The organism is Leclercia sp. G3L, from assembly GCF_021117075.1.
Classification (GTDB): domain Bacteria; phylum Pseudomonadota; class Gammaproteobacteria; order Enterobacterales; family Enterobacteriaceae; genus Enterobacter; species Enterobacter adecarboxylatus_C.
In genome coordinates this window covers 2,533,075-2,547,776 of record NZ_CP088265.1, presented here as the reverse complement: position 1 = coordinate 2,547,776, position 14,702 = coordinate 2,533,075, and the positions used below count along the sequence as shown (strand labels likewise).

Annotated in this window: 11 protein-coding genes and 2 tRNA genes; 7 read left to right on the top strand and 6 right to left on the bottom strand. The window is 54.9% G+C overall.

The annotated features are described in order from the left end of the window. Positions 1-179 precede the first annotated feature (179 nt). The gene (locus LRS40_RS13615; RefSeq protein ID WP_142486621.1) at positions 180-1,877 is read left to right on the top strand and encodes a sensor histidine kinase; all 1,698 of its coding nucleotides are present in this window, start codon (positions 180-182) and stop codon (positions 1,875-1,877) included. Positions 1,878-1,888: 11 nt separating this feature from the next. Beyond that, positions 1,889-2,626 (top strand): LytTR family DNA-binding domain-containing protein, encoded by a 738-nt coding sequence (locus LRS40_RS13610; protein ID WP_142486622.1) that lies wholly within the window; start codon positions 1,889-1,891, stop codon positions 2,624-2,626. Positions 2,627-2,667: 41 nt separating this feature from the next. On the opposite strand, the gene glk is transcribed toward LRS40_RS13610, so the two are convergent. Then, positions 2,668-3,633 (bottom strand): glucokinase, encoded by a 966-nt coding sequence (gene glk, locus LRS40_RS13605; RefSeq protein ID WP_142486623.1) that lies wholly within the window; start codon positions 3,631-3,633, stop codon positions 2,668-2,670. Positions 3,634-3,837: 204 nt separating this feature from the next. Between glk and LRS40_RS13600 the strand changes: the two genes are divergently transcribed. Next, the gene (locus tag LRS40_RS13600; protein ID WP_142486624.1) at positions 3,838-5,073 is read left to right on the top strand and encodes an ion channel protein; all 1,236 of its coding nucleotides are present in this window, start codon (positions 3,838-3,840) and stop codon (positions 5,071-5,073) included. On the opposite strand, the gene ipdC is transcribed toward LRS40_RS13600, so the two are convergent. Further along, positions 5,074-6,729, bottom strand: a complete 1,656-nt coding sequence (ipdC, locus tag LRS40_RS13595; protein ID WP_231311809.1) for an indolepyruvate decarboxylase — start codon at positions 6,727-6,729, stop codon at positions 5,074-5,076. It lies immediately after the preceding gene. Positions 6,730-6,912: 183 nt separating this feature from the next. Between ipdC and mgrA the strand changes: the two genes are divergently transcribed. After that, positions 6,913-7,911: an L-glyceraldehyde 3-phosphate reductase gene (gene mgrA, locus LRS40_RS13590; RefSeq protein ID WP_231311808.1), complete on the top strand. Its 999-nt coding sequence runs from the start codon at positions 6,913-6,915 to the stop codon at positions 7,909-7,911. A 126-nt stretch (positions 7,912-8,037) separates the two neighbouring features. After that, on the top strand, positions 8,038-8,367 hold the full coding sequence (ypeC, locus tag LRS40_RS13585) for a DUF2502 domain-containing protein YpeC (RefSeq protein WP_142486627.1): 330 nt from the start codon (positions 8,038-8,040) through the stop codon (positions 8,365-8,367). A 30-nt stretch (positions 8,368-8,397) separates the two neighbouring features. Here ypeC and LRS40_RS13580 read toward each other — a convergent pair whose 3' ends face one another. Further along, positions 8,398-9,639 carry an Nramp family divalent metal transporter gene (locus tag LRS40_RS13580; protein WP_142486628.1) on the bottom strand — a complete coding sequence of 414 codons (1,242 nt, stop codon included), beginning with the start codon at positions 9,637-9,639 and terminating at the stop codon, positions 8,398-8,400. Positions 9,640-9,986: 347 nt separating this feature from the next. On the opposite strand from LRS40_RS13580, the gene LRS40_RS13575 reads away from it, so the two are divergent. Then, positions 9,987-11,174: a NupC/NupG family nucleoside CNT transporter gene (locus LRS40_RS13575; protein ID WP_039032602.1), complete on the top strand. Its 1,188-nt coding sequence runs from the start codon at positions 9,987-9,989 to the stop codon at positions 11,172-11,174. A gap of 40 nt (positions 11,175-11,214) precedes the next feature. Here LRS40_RS13575 and LRS40_RS13570 read toward each other — a convergent pair whose 3' ends face one another. Further along, complete coding sequence (locus LRS40_RS13570) at positions 11,215-13,410, bottom strand: EAL domain-containing protein (RefSeq protein ID WP_142486629.1); 2,196 nt, start codon at positions 13,408-13,410, stop codon at positions 11,215-11,217. A gap of 226 nt (positions 13,411-13,636) precedes the next feature. Here LRS40_RS13570 and LRS40_RS13565 point away from each other — a divergent pair, with 226 nt between their 5' ends. Continuing rightward, the gene (locus LRS40_RS13565) at positions 13,637-14,335 is read left to right on the top strand and encodes an IS1 family transposase (protein ID WP_231311807.1); all 699 of its coding nucleotides are present in this window, start codon (positions 13,637-13,639) and stop codon (positions 14,333-14,335) included. A 63-nt stretch (positions 14,336-14,398) separates the two neighbouring features. Here LRS40_RS13565 and LRS40_RS13560 read toward each other — a convergent pair. Together LRS40_RS13560 and LRS40_RS13555 are read right to left on the bottom strand one after the other, a co-directional pair. Beyond that, positions 14,399-14,474: transfer RNA gene (locus tag LRS40_RS13560), tRNA-Ala, on the bottom strand. Between the two features lie 41 nt (positions 14,475-14,515). Continuing rightward, positions 14,516-14,591, bottom strand: a tRNA-Ala gene (locus tag LRS40_RS13555). Positions 14,592-14,702 lie beyond the last annotated feature (111 nt).

Below are 14,702 nucleotides of genomic sequence, written 5' to 3'. Positions count from 1 at the left end.
AATATCAATGGATTTACGACTTTTGGGTGGTTTTTCTCACAAGTATAACTTTCAGGTGAACCTCAATTTATCCCCTTTGAACTGCATGGTTTATCCTCATTTCATAAATTCTACGGATGGCTGGTCATTGGGCGTCAGGTTTTTTATCATGGGTCTTTCCCGTTTTCCCAGGTTTACCCGTGCACGAAATATTCAATATGCTGCTGGCGGTCTTCGATCGCGCGGCATTAATGCTGATTTGCCTGTTCTTCCTGATCCGTATCCGCCTGTTCCGCGAGCTGTTGCATAAATCAGCCCACTCGCCGCGCGAGCTGCTGGCGGTCACCGTCATCTTTTCGATGTTTGCCCTGTTCAGCACCTGGTCCGGGGTGCCGGTGGAAGGCTCCCTGGTCAACGTGCGTATTATTGCCGTGATGTCAGGCGGGATCCTGTTTGGCCCCTGGGTGGGGATTATCACCGGCGTCATCGCCGGGCTTCACCGTTACCTGATCGATATCGGCGGCGTGACGGCTGTTCCCTGCCTTATCACCTGCGTCATCGCGGGCGCGATGTCGGGCTGGATCAACCGCAAATTCCCCAAAAAGCAGCACTGGCGGGCGGGCATTATCGGCGGGATGGTCTGTGAAACGATGACCATGATTCTGGTGGTGGCCTGGGCGCCGACCGCCGAACTGGGGCTGGATATTGTGTCGAAAATCGGCATCCCGATGATCCTCGGCACCGTCTGCATCGGCTTTATCGTGCTGCTGGTGCAGAGCGTGGAGGGGGAAAAAGAGGCCAGCGCCGCCCGGCAGGCCAAGCTGGCGCTGGATATTGCCAATAAAACCCTGCCGCTGTTTCGCGATATTAATGCCGAATCCCTGCGTCAGGTGTGCGACATCATCCGCAGCGATATTCACGCCGATGCGGTGGCCATTACCAATATTGACCGGGTGCTGGCCTACGTGGGCGTGGGCGAGCATAACTACCGGGATAATGACGATACCGTTAGCCCCACCACCCGCCAGGCCATCAGCGACGGCAAAATCATCATCAAGAATAACGATGAAGCCCACCGCACCCCGGAGATCCACTCCATGCTGGTGATCCCGCTGTGGGAGAAAGGGATCGTCACCGGCACGCTAAAAATTTACTACTGCCACGCGCACCAGATCACCTCATCCTTGCAGGAGATGGCGGTCGGGCTGTCGCAGATTATCTCCACCCAGCTGGAGGTGTCCCGTGCCGAGCAGCTGCGGGAGATGGCTAACAAGGCCGAGCTACGCGCCCTGCAGAGTAAAATTAATCCCCATTTCCTGTTCAACGCCCTGAACGCCATCTCCTCGTCGATCCGCCTGAATCCGGACACCGCCCGTCAGCTGATCTTTAATCTGTCGCGCTACCTGCGCTACAACATTGAGCTGAAGGATGATGAGCAGATCGACATCAAAAAAGAGCTCTACCAGATTAAGGATTACATCGCCATCGAGCAGGCGCGGTTTGGCGATAAGCTCACCGTCATCTACGACATCGATGAGGAAGTGAACTGTGTGATCCCGAGTTTGCTGATCCAGCCGCTGGTGGAGAACGCCATTGTCCACGGTATTCAGCCGCGTAAGGGTAAAGGCGTAGTGACGATAAGCGTGGCGGAGTGCGGTAACCGCGTGCGGGTGGCGGTACGCGACACCGGCCACGGTATCGATCCGAAAGTGATTGAGCGGGTGGAGTCGAACGAAATGCCCGGCAATAAAATTGGCCTGCTGAATGTTCACCACCGCGTGAAGTTGCTCTATGGTGAAGGGCTGCACATTCGCCGCCTTGAGCCGGGTACCGAGATCGCCTTTTATGTGCCTAATGAACGCTCCGCCGTTCATGCGCAGACGTTGTTATTGTCGTAGAGAGAGTGCCCATGAAAGTCATCATTGTGGAAGATGAAATACTCGCTCAACAGGAGCTGAGCTGGCTTATCAAAGAACATAGCCAGATGGAGATTGTCGGCACCTTTGAGGACGGGCTGGACGTGCTGAAATACCTTCAGCACAACAGGGTCGACGCCATTTTTCTGGATATCAATATTCCGTCGCTGGACGGCGTGCTGCTGGCGCAAAACATCAGCCAGTTTGCCAGTAAGCCTTTTATCGTCTTTGTTACCGCATGGAAAGAGCATGCGGTGGAGGCGTTCGAGCTGGAAGCCTTCGACTATATTCTGAAGCCGTATCAGGAGTCGCGGATCGTCAGCATGCTGCAAAAGCTTGAGCAAGCCTGGCACCAGCAGTCGGGCGCGGGACAGGTCGCAGCCTCGCCGGTCACGCGTGAAAACGACACCATCAATTTGATCAAGGACGAGCGCATCATCGTGACGCCGGTGGACGATATCTATTACGCCGAAGCGCACGAGAAGATGACGTTTGTCTATACCCGTCGCGAGTCGTTCGTGATGCCGATGAACATCACCGAATTCTGCAGCAAGCTGCCGACGAGCCATTTTTTCCGCTGCCACCGTTCGTTCTGCGTAAACCTGCACAAGATCCGCGAGATCGAGCCCTGGTTTAACAATACCTACATTTTGCGGCTGAAGGATCTGGATTTTCAGGTGCCGGTAAGTCGCAGCAAGGTGAAAGATTTTCGCCAGCTGATGCACCTGTGAAGGCGATCCCCGGTGAACGGACGTTCACCGGGGAGGAAGGATTACAGCACCTGGCCGAGGGTCTGGCGCAGATGCGCCCCGGCACCCAGCAGGCCCGGGTTGTCATGCACGATCAAGTATACCGGGATGTCCCGAACGTAGTCGCGGAAGCGGCCTTTGTCTTCAAACCCGCCGCGGAAGCCGGAGGATTTAAAGAAGTCGAGGAAGCGCGGTACGATCCCGCCCGCGATGTAGACCCCGCCAAAGGTGCTCAGATTCAGCGCCAGGTTGCCGCCAAAACGCCCCATGATGACGCAGAACAGCGACAGCGCACGACGGCAGTCGGTACAGCTATCTTCCAGCGCGCGTTCGGTTACGTCCTTCGGCTGCAGGTTTTCCGGCAGACGCCCGTCAGACTTGACGATCGCCCGGTAGAGATTCACCAGCCCCGGGCCCGAGAGCACGCGCTCCGCCGACACGTGGCCGAGCTCTGCGCGCAGCTCTTCGAGGATAATGCCCTCTTCTTCGCTGTTAGGCGCGAAATCCACGTGGCCGCCTTCGCCTGGCAGGCTGATCCAGCGCTTGTCGACGTGTACCAGATGCGAGACGCCAAGACCGGTGCCGGCACCGTAAACGGCGATCGGCTTACCTTCCACCGGCTGGGTACCGCCGAACTGGATCAGATGTTCCGGTTTTAACATCGGGATCGCCATCGACACCGCGGTAAAGTCGTTAATAATTTCCAGATGCGCAAAGCCAAGGTTGGCTTTCATCTCCGCCGTGGAAAACGCCCAGGTGTGGTTGGTCATCGCCACCCAGTCACCGGTAATCGGGCAGGCAATGGCGATACTGCCATCCTCAACGCTGACATCATGCTCGGTCAGATAGACACGAACCACCGCTTCAAGGCTGGGATAATCCAGCCCGGAATAGGTTTTGGCGCGGGAGATCTCCCCCGAGTTGACGTCACATAACGCCAGACGCGCGTTAGTGCCTCCTACATCACCTACCAAAGCATACTTTGTCATTCTTCTACTGCTCCGCTAAAGTCAAAATAACTCTTTGGCACACTCTAAATTCAAGGCCCGATAACAACAACGACCTGAATAAAAGCACCCCAGGATTATCGATCTTCGTCACAGATTCACTTTACCGTTTCAGCACCATTTGCACTATTAGCATCAGTCTGAGCGTGCAAAGTAAAGACCGCCAATTTTTACAAGGAAATCATCATGCTCCATCCGCGAGCCAGAACGATGCTGCTGTTGGCCCCTCCCGCGCTGATTATTGGCGTCGCCTCCAGCCTGATTCTGATTGTGATTATGAAAGTCGCCTCAGTATTACAGTCAATTCTGTGGACGTCACTGCCTTCCACGGTCGGCCTCAGCGCGAGTTCCCCGACCTGGGTGATTTTGACCCTGACCCTGACCGGTATCGCCGTAGGGCTGGTGATCCGCTACAGCCCGGGCCACGCCGGGCCGGACCCGGCGACAGAACCGCTGATTGGCGCGCCGGTGGACGCCGCAGCCCTGCCCGGGCTGATTATCGCCCTGATTATCGGACTCGCGGGGGGCGTCAGCCTCGGGCCAGAGCATCCGGTGATGGCGGTGAATATCGCCCTCGCCGTTGCCGTGGGTTCGCGTGTCTTTCCCCGGGTTAACGCCCTGGACTGGACCATCCTCGCCTCGGCGGGCACCATAGGCGCGCTGTTCGGCACGCCCGTCGCAGCGGCCCTGATATTCTCCCAGACCCTGAGCGGCAACGCCGAGATCCCCCTCTGGGATCGCCTGTTCGCCCCGCTGCTGTCTGCGGCCGCCGGCGCTCTGACCACCAGCCTGTTTTTCCATCCCCACTTCTCCTTGCCCCTCGCCCACTACAGCCAGATGCAGCTGGTGGATATCTTTAGCGGGGCGATTGTCGCCGCCATTGCCATCGCGCTGGGGATGGTGGCGGTCTGGTGTCTGCCGCGCCTGCACCGGCTGATGCATCGCCTGAAGCACCCGGTACTTATTCTTGGTGTGGGTGGGCTGATACTGGGGATCCTCGGCGCTATCGGGGGCAACATTACTCTGTTCAAAGGACTGGATGAGATGCAGCAGATGGCGTTCGGCCAGCTGTTCAGCGTCTCAGATTATCTGCTCTTTGCGCTGATCAAACTGGCGGCGCTGGTGGTGGCAGCGGCCTGCGGTTTTCGCGGGGGGCGCATTTTCCCGGCGGTGTTTATCGGCGTCGCCCTGGGGTTGATGCTGCATGAGCACGTCGAGGCGGTACCGGCGGCGATCACCATCTCCTGTTCAATTCTGGGGCTGGTGCTGGTTGTTACCCGGGATGCCTGGCTGAGCCTGTTTATGGCGGCAGTGGTGGTGCCAGACACCACCCTGCTGCCATTGCTCTGTATCGTGATGCTGCCCGCCTGGCTGTTGCTGGCGGGCAGACCGATGATGATTGCCTGGCGCGAAGATAAGTAATCAGGCGCTTTTACGCGCTTCCAGCGCCTGGATGATGCCGCTCAACAGCGGCGGAACATCGGCTTTCGGCAGCATAACCTCAATCAGCGAAAGCCGTTCCGGGTGCGCCACTCTCTCCAGCACCTCTTCCAGCTGCACCGTTTCACTCACCCGCCAGCACTCGGCCTGACAATCCAGGCTGAGGGCCTGCGGGATCTGCGTCCAGTTCCACAGCGCAATATCGTTATAGCGCTGATTCGGGCCATGAATGGCACGCTCCACCGTGTAGCCTTCGTTGTTCAGGACCATGATCACCGGGCGCTGTTTATCCCGCAGCATCGAGCCCAGCTCCTGAATCGTGAGCTGCGCCGCACCGTCGCCGGTGATGGCAATCACGCGGCGATCCGGGCAGGCCGTCTGCGCGCCATAGGCGGCGGCAAGGGTATAGCCAATCGAGCCCCAGATCGGCTGAACGATAAAATTCACGTCTTCGGGTAACCGCAGCGCGCCGGCACCAAAGGCCGAGGTGCCCTGATCGGCGAGAATAATATCCCCGGGGCGAATATAGGTTTGCAGCGTTTTCCAGAAACTATCCTGCGTCAGCGTGCCGGGATGGACCGCATGCAGCTGCCGTGCCGGACGGTTCGCCGCGGTGGCGCTGACGTACTGATGGCACAGGCTGGAGAGCACCTCAATCGCCTGGGACATTGGGATCCCGGTGTACCAGACATCCCCGATCCGCGAGGCGTGGGGCTGAACGTCAATTGTCTGCTGATGCGTAAGCTTATGGGTGAACCCGGCGGTAAGCGTATCGGTAAATCGGGTCCCCACGCAGATCACCGTATCGGCGCCCTCAATGGCCTCGTTGACGTCGCCCGCACTGGCAGAACCGCTATAGGTGCCCGCGAAGCCCGGTTTGCGCTCGTCAAAAATTCCTTTACCCATCAGCAGGGTGGCGTGCGCCATTGGCGTCTGCTCCACCCAGCGCTGGAGCTGGTTTTTCAGACCGTAGCGCAGGACCAGGAAATCGGCCAACAGCGCGGTGCGGTCGCTCGCAGCCAGCCGTTTCTCTGCCGCCTGGCGGAAGGCATCGAGGCGGAAGCTGTCGCTTTCATAAAGACGGTCAATGAGAGCGCTTACAGGCGGACTGGCAGGTTTTTTGGCCACATCAGCAGGCAGCATGATGTAGCCGGGACGGCGCTCCCGGAGCATTTCGGTCAATACCCGGTCGATTTCATAGCAGGCATTTTGTTCGGTGAGGTGCGCCTGCGCGACGGTCACGGGCTCACTCATTTTATAGAAGTGACGAAACTCGCCGTCACCGAGGGTATGGTGCAGCAACTCCCCTCTTTTTTGCGAGGCGCTTCCCGGTGCACCCACGATATGCAGAACCGGTACATGCTCGGCGAAACTGCCCGCGATACCGTTCATGGCGCTAAGCTCGCCCACTCCAAAGGTGGTCAGCAGCGCGGCAAACCCTTTGCAGCGCGCGTAGCCATCCGCGGCGTAGGCGGCGTTCAATTCGTTAGCACAACCCACCCAGCCAATATCCGGGCTGGCGATAACGTTATCGAGGAACTGTAAGTTGTAGTCGCCTGGCACACCAAACAGATGATCGGCACCACAATCTGTAAGGCGGTCCAGCAGGTAATCGGCGACGGTGTAGGGGGTAAGCATGACTATTATCCTTATAATGTTGACTTCACTTTGAGTATTGAAGAAGCGTGATAGCTGTCCAGGATTGGTAATAATCAGAGCGTGGAAACCATGCTTTACGTATTTTTGCGCGGTAATCTGTTTGCCTCGGTCGTGGTGTAAACGTATACACTGAATGACTTTCTGACGCAGAGGGAAAAACTCATGGGTTACCAGGCAGATCAAAACCGTTATCAATCAATGGTGTATCAAAGATGTGGGCAAAGTGGCCTTAAGCTGCCCGCCATCTCCCTCGGGCTGTGGCACAACTTTGGCGACGCCACCCTGATTGAAAACAGCCGTCAACTTTTACATCGTGCCTTCGATCTGGGCATTACCCATTTCGACCTTGCCAACAACTACGGTCCGCCGCCGGGATCGGCAGAGCGTAACTTCGGGCGGATCCTGCAGGAAGATTTCAGCGCCCTGCGCGATGAGCTGATCATCTCGAGCAAAGCGGGATATACCATGTGGGACGGGCCTTACGGCGACTGGGGCTCGCGTAAATACCTGATTGCCAGCCTCGACCAAAGCCTGAAACGGATGGGACTGGAGTATGTCGACATCTTCTATCATCATCGCCCGGATCCGGAAACGCCGTTGCAGGAGACGATGAAAGCGTTGGACCACGTCGTGCGTCAGGGCAAGGCGCTGTATGTCGGGCTGTCCAACTACCCGGCAGAGCTGGCCCAACAGGCTATCGAGATCCTCGATGATTTAGGCACCCCCTGCCTGATCCACCAGCCTAAATTTTCGATGCTGGAACGCGCCCCTGAGGAGGGATTACTGGATGTGCTTAAGCAGAAAGGGGTGGGATGCATCGCATTCTCGCCGCTCGCGGGTGGCCAGCTGACCGACCGTTATCTGAACGGGATCCCGGCAGATTCCCGCGCGGCCAGCGGCAGCCGCTTCCTGAACCCGGATCAGATCACGGAAGAGAAGCTGGTGAAGGTCCGTAAACTCAATGCGCTGGCCGAACGCCGTAATCAGAAATTGTCGCAGATGGCGCTGGCCTGGGTATTACATCACGAAGCTATCACCTCAGTGCTGATTGGTGCCAGCAAAACGGCGCAAATCGACGACGCCGTAGGTATGCTGGCGAATCGTCACTTCACGCCTGAGGAACTGAACGAAATAGAATCTATCCTGTTCAGCGCGAATTAAAAGCACTTTTAGCAAAAAGTGCTATGCCTTCTGAATTAGGAGTTAAAGCGATTATCCGGGGCTTTACCGCCCCTTAATATTGCGTTAACAAGCCGATTACGGCTCCGATCGTGAAGGAGAATAATAATGTTCAGGTCCCTGATTCTGGCAGCAGTATTAATGGCTTCAGCTCCGCTGGTCGCTAATGCTGGCGAAATCACCCTGTTGCCATCAGTAAAATTACAAATTGGCGATCGCGATAATTACGGTAACTACTGGGACGGTGGCGGCTGGCGTGACCGCGGCTACTGGCATCGTAATTATGAATGGCGTGGCAAACGCTGGCACAAACATGACAACGGCTACCATCGTGGATGGGATAAACGTAACGCCTATGAGCGCGGCTACCGCGAAGGCTGGCGCGATCGTGATGACCATCGCGGCCGCAAAGGTCACGGACACGGACATCGTCACTAATATCAGAAAGGCGCCTCGCGGCGCCTTTTTTTATAACCCCAACGCCGTGCCGATAAGCAGCCACAGATTCAGCGCAACCACCAGCACCACTATCGCCCACCCTGCCCGTTTGACCAATGCACTGTTCACCAGATCGCCCATCAACGTCTTGTCGCTGGTAAACACCAGCAGCGGCACCAGCGCCAGCGCAATACCAAAACTCAGCAGCACCTGACTCATTACCAGAATGCGGGTTGGATCCAGCCCCATCAGGATCACAATAAAGGACGGCAGCATAGTGACGGCGCGACGCACCCATAAGGGAATATGGAAGCGCACAAATCCCTGCATCACAACCTGCCCCGCCAGGGTTCCGACCACCGTCGACGAGAGTCCCGCCGCCACCAGGCTCAGGCCAAAAATGGTGGCCGCCGCGTGGCTGAGTAAAGGTTCCAGCGTCAGATAGGCCTGATCGAGATCGGCAACACCGGTATGGCCGTTGAAGTGGAATGCCGCCGCGGCGGTGGCCATCATCGCCAGGTTAACAAAACCGGCGATAGTCATGGCGATCGCCACGTCCCATTTGGTTGCAGAGTAACGTTCATGGCGCGACCCTTCGTGCAGGTTTTGGGTCAGCGAGGAGTGCAGGTAAATCACGTGCGGCATAATCGTCGCCCCCAGAACCCCGGCCGCCAGGAAGACCGCTTCGGTGGTGGGCAGGCTCGGGATCGCCATCCCTTTACCTAACTGTACGAAGTCAGGCTGGGAGAAAATCAGCTCAACAATATAGGCCGCTGCCACGAACAGCAGCAGGCCACCAATCACTTTTTCGAGCGGCTTCTGCCCGCGTCGTTGCAGCATCAGGATCAGGAAGGTGGCGATACCGGTTAAAACCGCGCCCTGCAGCAGCGATACGCCCAGAATCAGCTTAAAGCCGATCGCGGCTCCGATGAATTCTGCAAGGTCGGTCGCCATGGCGATTATCTCGGCCTGCACCCAGTAAAACCAGACCAGCGGACGCGGATAGTGGTCGCGGATCTGTTCTGCGAGGTTTTTACCGGTGGCAATGCCCAGTTTGGCCGACAGCACCTGGATCATCATCGCCATCAGGTTGGCCCACACCACCACCCACAGCAGCTTATAGCCGAAGCTGGCCCCGGCCTGGATGTTGGTCGCAAAATTACCGGGATCGATATAGCCAATGGCGGCAATAAACGCAGGTCCCATTAATGCAAACCGCATTTTGCGTGCTGCTCTGCCACTGCTACTCTCATCAACGCGACTATTGGTCATTTTTGCCTCAGAAATATAGCCTTTGCTATGTTTAATGCTATCAAAATGCGAATGCTTATCAAGTTCATTTAGTTTGTTTGTATTGATTACAGTGATAGCGAAGAACAATAAGCAGGCTGGACTCGTGGATAGGCTGCCGGGCAAAAAGTGCACGCAACCTTTGTGAAGCGTAGCACAGAAACTTAACTTTTAATTCATTTACACAACATAACGAAAATGTATCGTATGTCACTATTTTTGAGTCTCGTCACAGGACGTGACTATAGTGTGGCTTTGATCTCGTTTTCTTTACGCTTGTTTCATAGAATGTGCAGCGAAATTAAACCTGCCTCATATTTGGAGCAAATATGGACCGCGTCCTACATTTTGTCCTGGCACTCGTTGTTGTTGCCGTGCTTGCGTTGCTGGTCAGCAGCGATCGCAAAAAGATCCGCATTCGCTATGTTGTTCAGTTACTGGTTATTGAAGTATTGCTCGCCTGGTTCTTCCTGAACTCAGACGTGGGGCTGGGCTTTGTGAAAGGCTTCTCCGAGATGTTCGAAAAACTGCTCGGATTCGCTAACGAAGGGACCAACTTCGTGTTCGGTAAAATGAACGATGAAGGTCTGGCATTCTTCTTCCTGAAGGTGCTGTGCCCTATCGTCTTCATCTCTGCCCTGATCGGTATTTTGCAGCACATTCGCATTCTGCCAATTGTGATCCGCGCTATCGGTACCGTGCTGTCTAAAGTGAACGGCATGGGCAAACTGGAATCTTTCAACGCCGTAAGTTCCCTGATCCTGGGTCAGTCTGAGAACTTTATCGCCTATAAAGACATCCTCGGCAAAATGTCCCGCAATCGCATGTACACCATGGCGGCCACGGCAATGTCCACCGTTTCCATGTCTATCGTGGGCGCGTACATGACCATGCTTGAGCCAAAATACGTGGTTGCTGCGCTGGTTCTGAACATGTTCAGCACCTTTATCGTTCTGTCACTGATCAACCCGTACCGCGTGGATGAGAGTGAAGAGAACCTGCAGATGGCTAACCTGCATGAAGGTCAGAGCTTCTTCGAAATGCTGGGTGAATACATCCTGGCAGGCTTCAAGGTAGCGGTTATCGTTGCGGCGATGCTGATCGGCTTTATCGCCCTGATCTCCGCGCTGAACGCCCTGTTTGCTGCCGTGCTGGGCATCTCCTTCCAGGGCATTCTGGGTTACATCTTCTACCCGGTAGCCTGGGTAATGGGTGTGCCGGCAAGCGAAGCGCTGCAGGTGGGCAGTATTATGGCAACCAAACTGGTTTCTAACGAATTCGTCGCGATGATGGATCTGCAGAAAATCGCCGGTTCCCTCTCCCCGCGCGCCGAAGGCATTCTCTCCGTCTTCCTGGTCTCCTTCGCCAACTTCTCTTCTATCGGTATTATCGCCGGTGCGATTAAAGGCCTGAATGAAGAGCAGGGTAACGTGGTTTCCCGCTTCGGTCTGAAACTGGTTTACGGCTCCACGCTGGTCAGCGTCCTGTCTGCGTCTATCGCTGCACTGGTTCTGTAATCAGCTAAAAAAAACCGGGGACTTATCCTCCCCGGTTTTTTTACGCCTGTAATTCATTGAGCGGGCGCGGTTTGCCCACTAAATACCCCTGAAGATAATCTACCCCCGAGGCGAGCAACATCTCGCGCTGCTCCTCCGTTTCAACATACTCCGCCACCACACACAGGGACCGGGTCTTCGCCAGGTTACAGATGGACTTCACGATCATCGCATCCATACTGTCACTACAAATATCCTTCACGAAGCAGCCATCAATTTTGATGACATCCGCCTGCAGGCGCTTGAGACGTTCATAATTGGCGTAACCGGTACCGAAATCGTCGATGGCAAGCTTGAAGCCGTAGTGACGCAGCTGCTGAATGTTGGCGATACTGACTTCCGAATTAGAGAACGCCTGCTCTTCGGTCACCTCGATGATCACCGTCTGCGGCCTTATCCCGTAGCGTTCAAACAGGGCAATGATCTCCGTCGCGACCTCTTTCTGCATCAGCGTCAAGGGCATCAGGTTCACCGAGAAACGCGCACAGCAATTTTCCGAGGGATGATCCCGCAGCCATGCCAGCAACGCCTCCACCACGCTGATATCGAAGCGCCGACTCAGGTTAAATTGCGCCACCAGCGGCAGAAACTTATCGGGGGTCAGGATCTCCCCTTCGCTCTCCAGACGCGAAAGGATTTCGTGGTAGCCCACGCCATCGCCTCTCTGGATGGGCTGCGCATACAGGCGTAAGTCGCCCTCATCCAGCGCCCGTTTGACCCGGCTGAGCATTAGCACGCGCTCCGTCGTCTGCCCTGAGACCGTCTCCAGACTGTTATTCAGCGACAGAACCTGATGCGCCGGGCAGGACTTTTCGGCCAGCCAGCTGAGCTGACCCAGCGTATGGTAAAGACTTTCACCGCATTTGTACTCCACGCCTCCCCAGGCGCCGCCAAACTCAATATCCAGCCCGGTGTTGTTCCAGTAGATTTTACGGCTATTCAGATGATCAACAATGTGCTGTAACCGCGCCCCCGTTTCCGGGCCGCTGAGCACCACCACCAGTTCATTACCGGGGATCTGGAAAACATATTCATTAGGCATCAGCAACGGCTGCAACTCACGAATGATGGCGCGTTTACACTGCACCCGCATCATCAGGCCATAATGACGACTCAGAAACTCCAGGTTATCCATTCGCAAACAGCAGAGGGTGATGCCCTTGTTGTCGGTCAGAAAGGACTCCAGGGCGCGCAGGTTACGCAAGCCGGTCAGCGGATCGACCAGCGCCCTCTCCTGCCAGCCACGCTTAAGCCATTCGCTGCGCTGATAAATGCGCGACATATAAGCCAGACAGATGGCGAATGAGATAAGTACCGACAGCACAAACGCCAGCGAGTAACCATTCTGCACGCCCTGCAAAAAATTGCTGTTATAGGTCAGCAGCATCAATGCGCTCAACGCCCAACCCAGGATTATCAGCGGATAGCGAAATCGACTGATGCCAATTGTAAATAAAATGAAAATAACTGGCACCAGATAGCCGGCAATAATATCTGACGTAAAGGGTAAACAGAGCAGAAGAAGCCCAACAATAAGGCAAATAAGTAATGCAGATGTAAATAACTGGTTTCGGGACGAAAAGGAATTATGTATATTTCTTCGCCAGAAGGCGCGCGCATAATTCGGATTAATAATCATTCTTAACGGATAATAGAACAGCATGGTAAAGATGATAACGGCGCAAACCAGGCTCTGAACATCGACAACATGATATATTACTGAGCCCCGGTCGGTGAAATTGGCGAGGGTAACGGGAAAATCGCAAATATAGCCTGCCAGGTACATCGACAGTTTTATTGCCAGCGGCAGAACAAACCCCAGCCACGCAATGCGCGCCGCCATGAACCGGCTGGGAACATGGTAGCGCCAGCGCGACCCCACCTGCCAGCGGAGTATGGCGCATACCGCTAAAGTACTAAATACCTGGCAAAAAAGCAGGATAAGATCCTGCTTTGCCGACAGCTGTAAATTCCATTCGTTAAGGATGGCAAAGCTGATAATAATCGGCAGGATGGCCTGACGACCAAATAATAATACGATCGCCAGCATGACGCTCAGCGGCATCCAAGCAAGATAAACCTCAAAGCCATCGACAACAGATTTGGGTGAAATAAGGCGGGAAAAAGGCACGACAATCATGCATAACGCCAGAGCAAGCAGGAAGCTCTTTCCGTTAATATCAATTATGTTTTTCATTAATTTTATTTAACTGTTTACCTGGCGAAATTAAATCCATATTAATAATAGATTCTTTAAAACCGTGATTCAACATTCCAGGCCAGGAAAAGTCATTACATAAAGTAAAGTTTTTAACCCAAAAAAGCGATGTATTTGTCAACGTGGTGATAGTAAAGGATTTATTGCAGGGGTAATGGTGCCAACTTACTGATTTAGTGTACGATGGTGTTTTTGAGGTGCTCCCGTGGCTTCCATCTCCATCAGTTGTCCCTCCTGCTCAGCTACTGAAGGCGTGGTGCGTAACGGTAAAAGTACTGCCGGACATCAGCGCTATCTCTGCTCTCACTGCCGTAAAACATGGCAGCTACAGTTCACTTACACCGCCTCTCAGCCCGGTACACACCAGAAAATCATTGATATGGCCATGAATGGTGTTGGATGCCGGGCAACCGCCCGCATTATGGGCGTTGGCCTCAACACGATTTTTACGTCACTTAAAAAACTCAGGCCGCAGTCGGTAACCTCGCGCATACAGCCGGGCAGTGATGTGATTGTCTGCGCTGAAATGGACGAACAGTGGGGCTACGTCGGTGCTAAATCACGTCAGCGCTGGCTGTTTTACGCGTATGACAGGATACGGAGGACGGTTGTGGCGCACGTCTTCGGTGAACGCACTCTGGCCACACTGGAGCGTCTTCTGAGCCTGCTGTCGGCCTTTGAGGTCGTGGTATGGATGACGGATGGCTGGCCGCTGTATGAATCCCGCCTGAAGGGAAAGCTGCACGTAATCAGCAAGCGTTACACTCAGCGAATTGAGCGGCATAACCTGAATCTGAGACAACATCTGGCAAGGCTGGGACGGAAGTCACTGTCGTTCTCAAAATCGGTGGAGCTGCATGACAAGGTCATCGGGCATTATCTGAACATAAAACACTATCAGTAAGTTGGAGTCATTACCTATTGCAGGCATAAAAAAACCCCCGCCATTCGGCGAGGGTTCAAATTTTGGTGGAGCTAAGCGGGATCGAACCGCTGACCTCTTGCATGCCATGCAAGCGCTCTCCCAGCTGAGCTATAGCCCCACAATTTTGTTTACGCGCCAGACTCTGTTGGGTTCAGAGTTTGGTGGAGCTAAGCGGGATCGAACCGCTGACCTCTTGCATGCCATGCAAGCGCTCTCCCAGCTGAGCTATAGCCCCATCGCGTAAAGCGTGTCGTGTTGACGGGCGGCATAATATGAATTCCCTTGCTGAGTGTCAACGGCAAATTATCACTCTGGCGTTCAACCGCTGAAAATTCATGCAAATGAA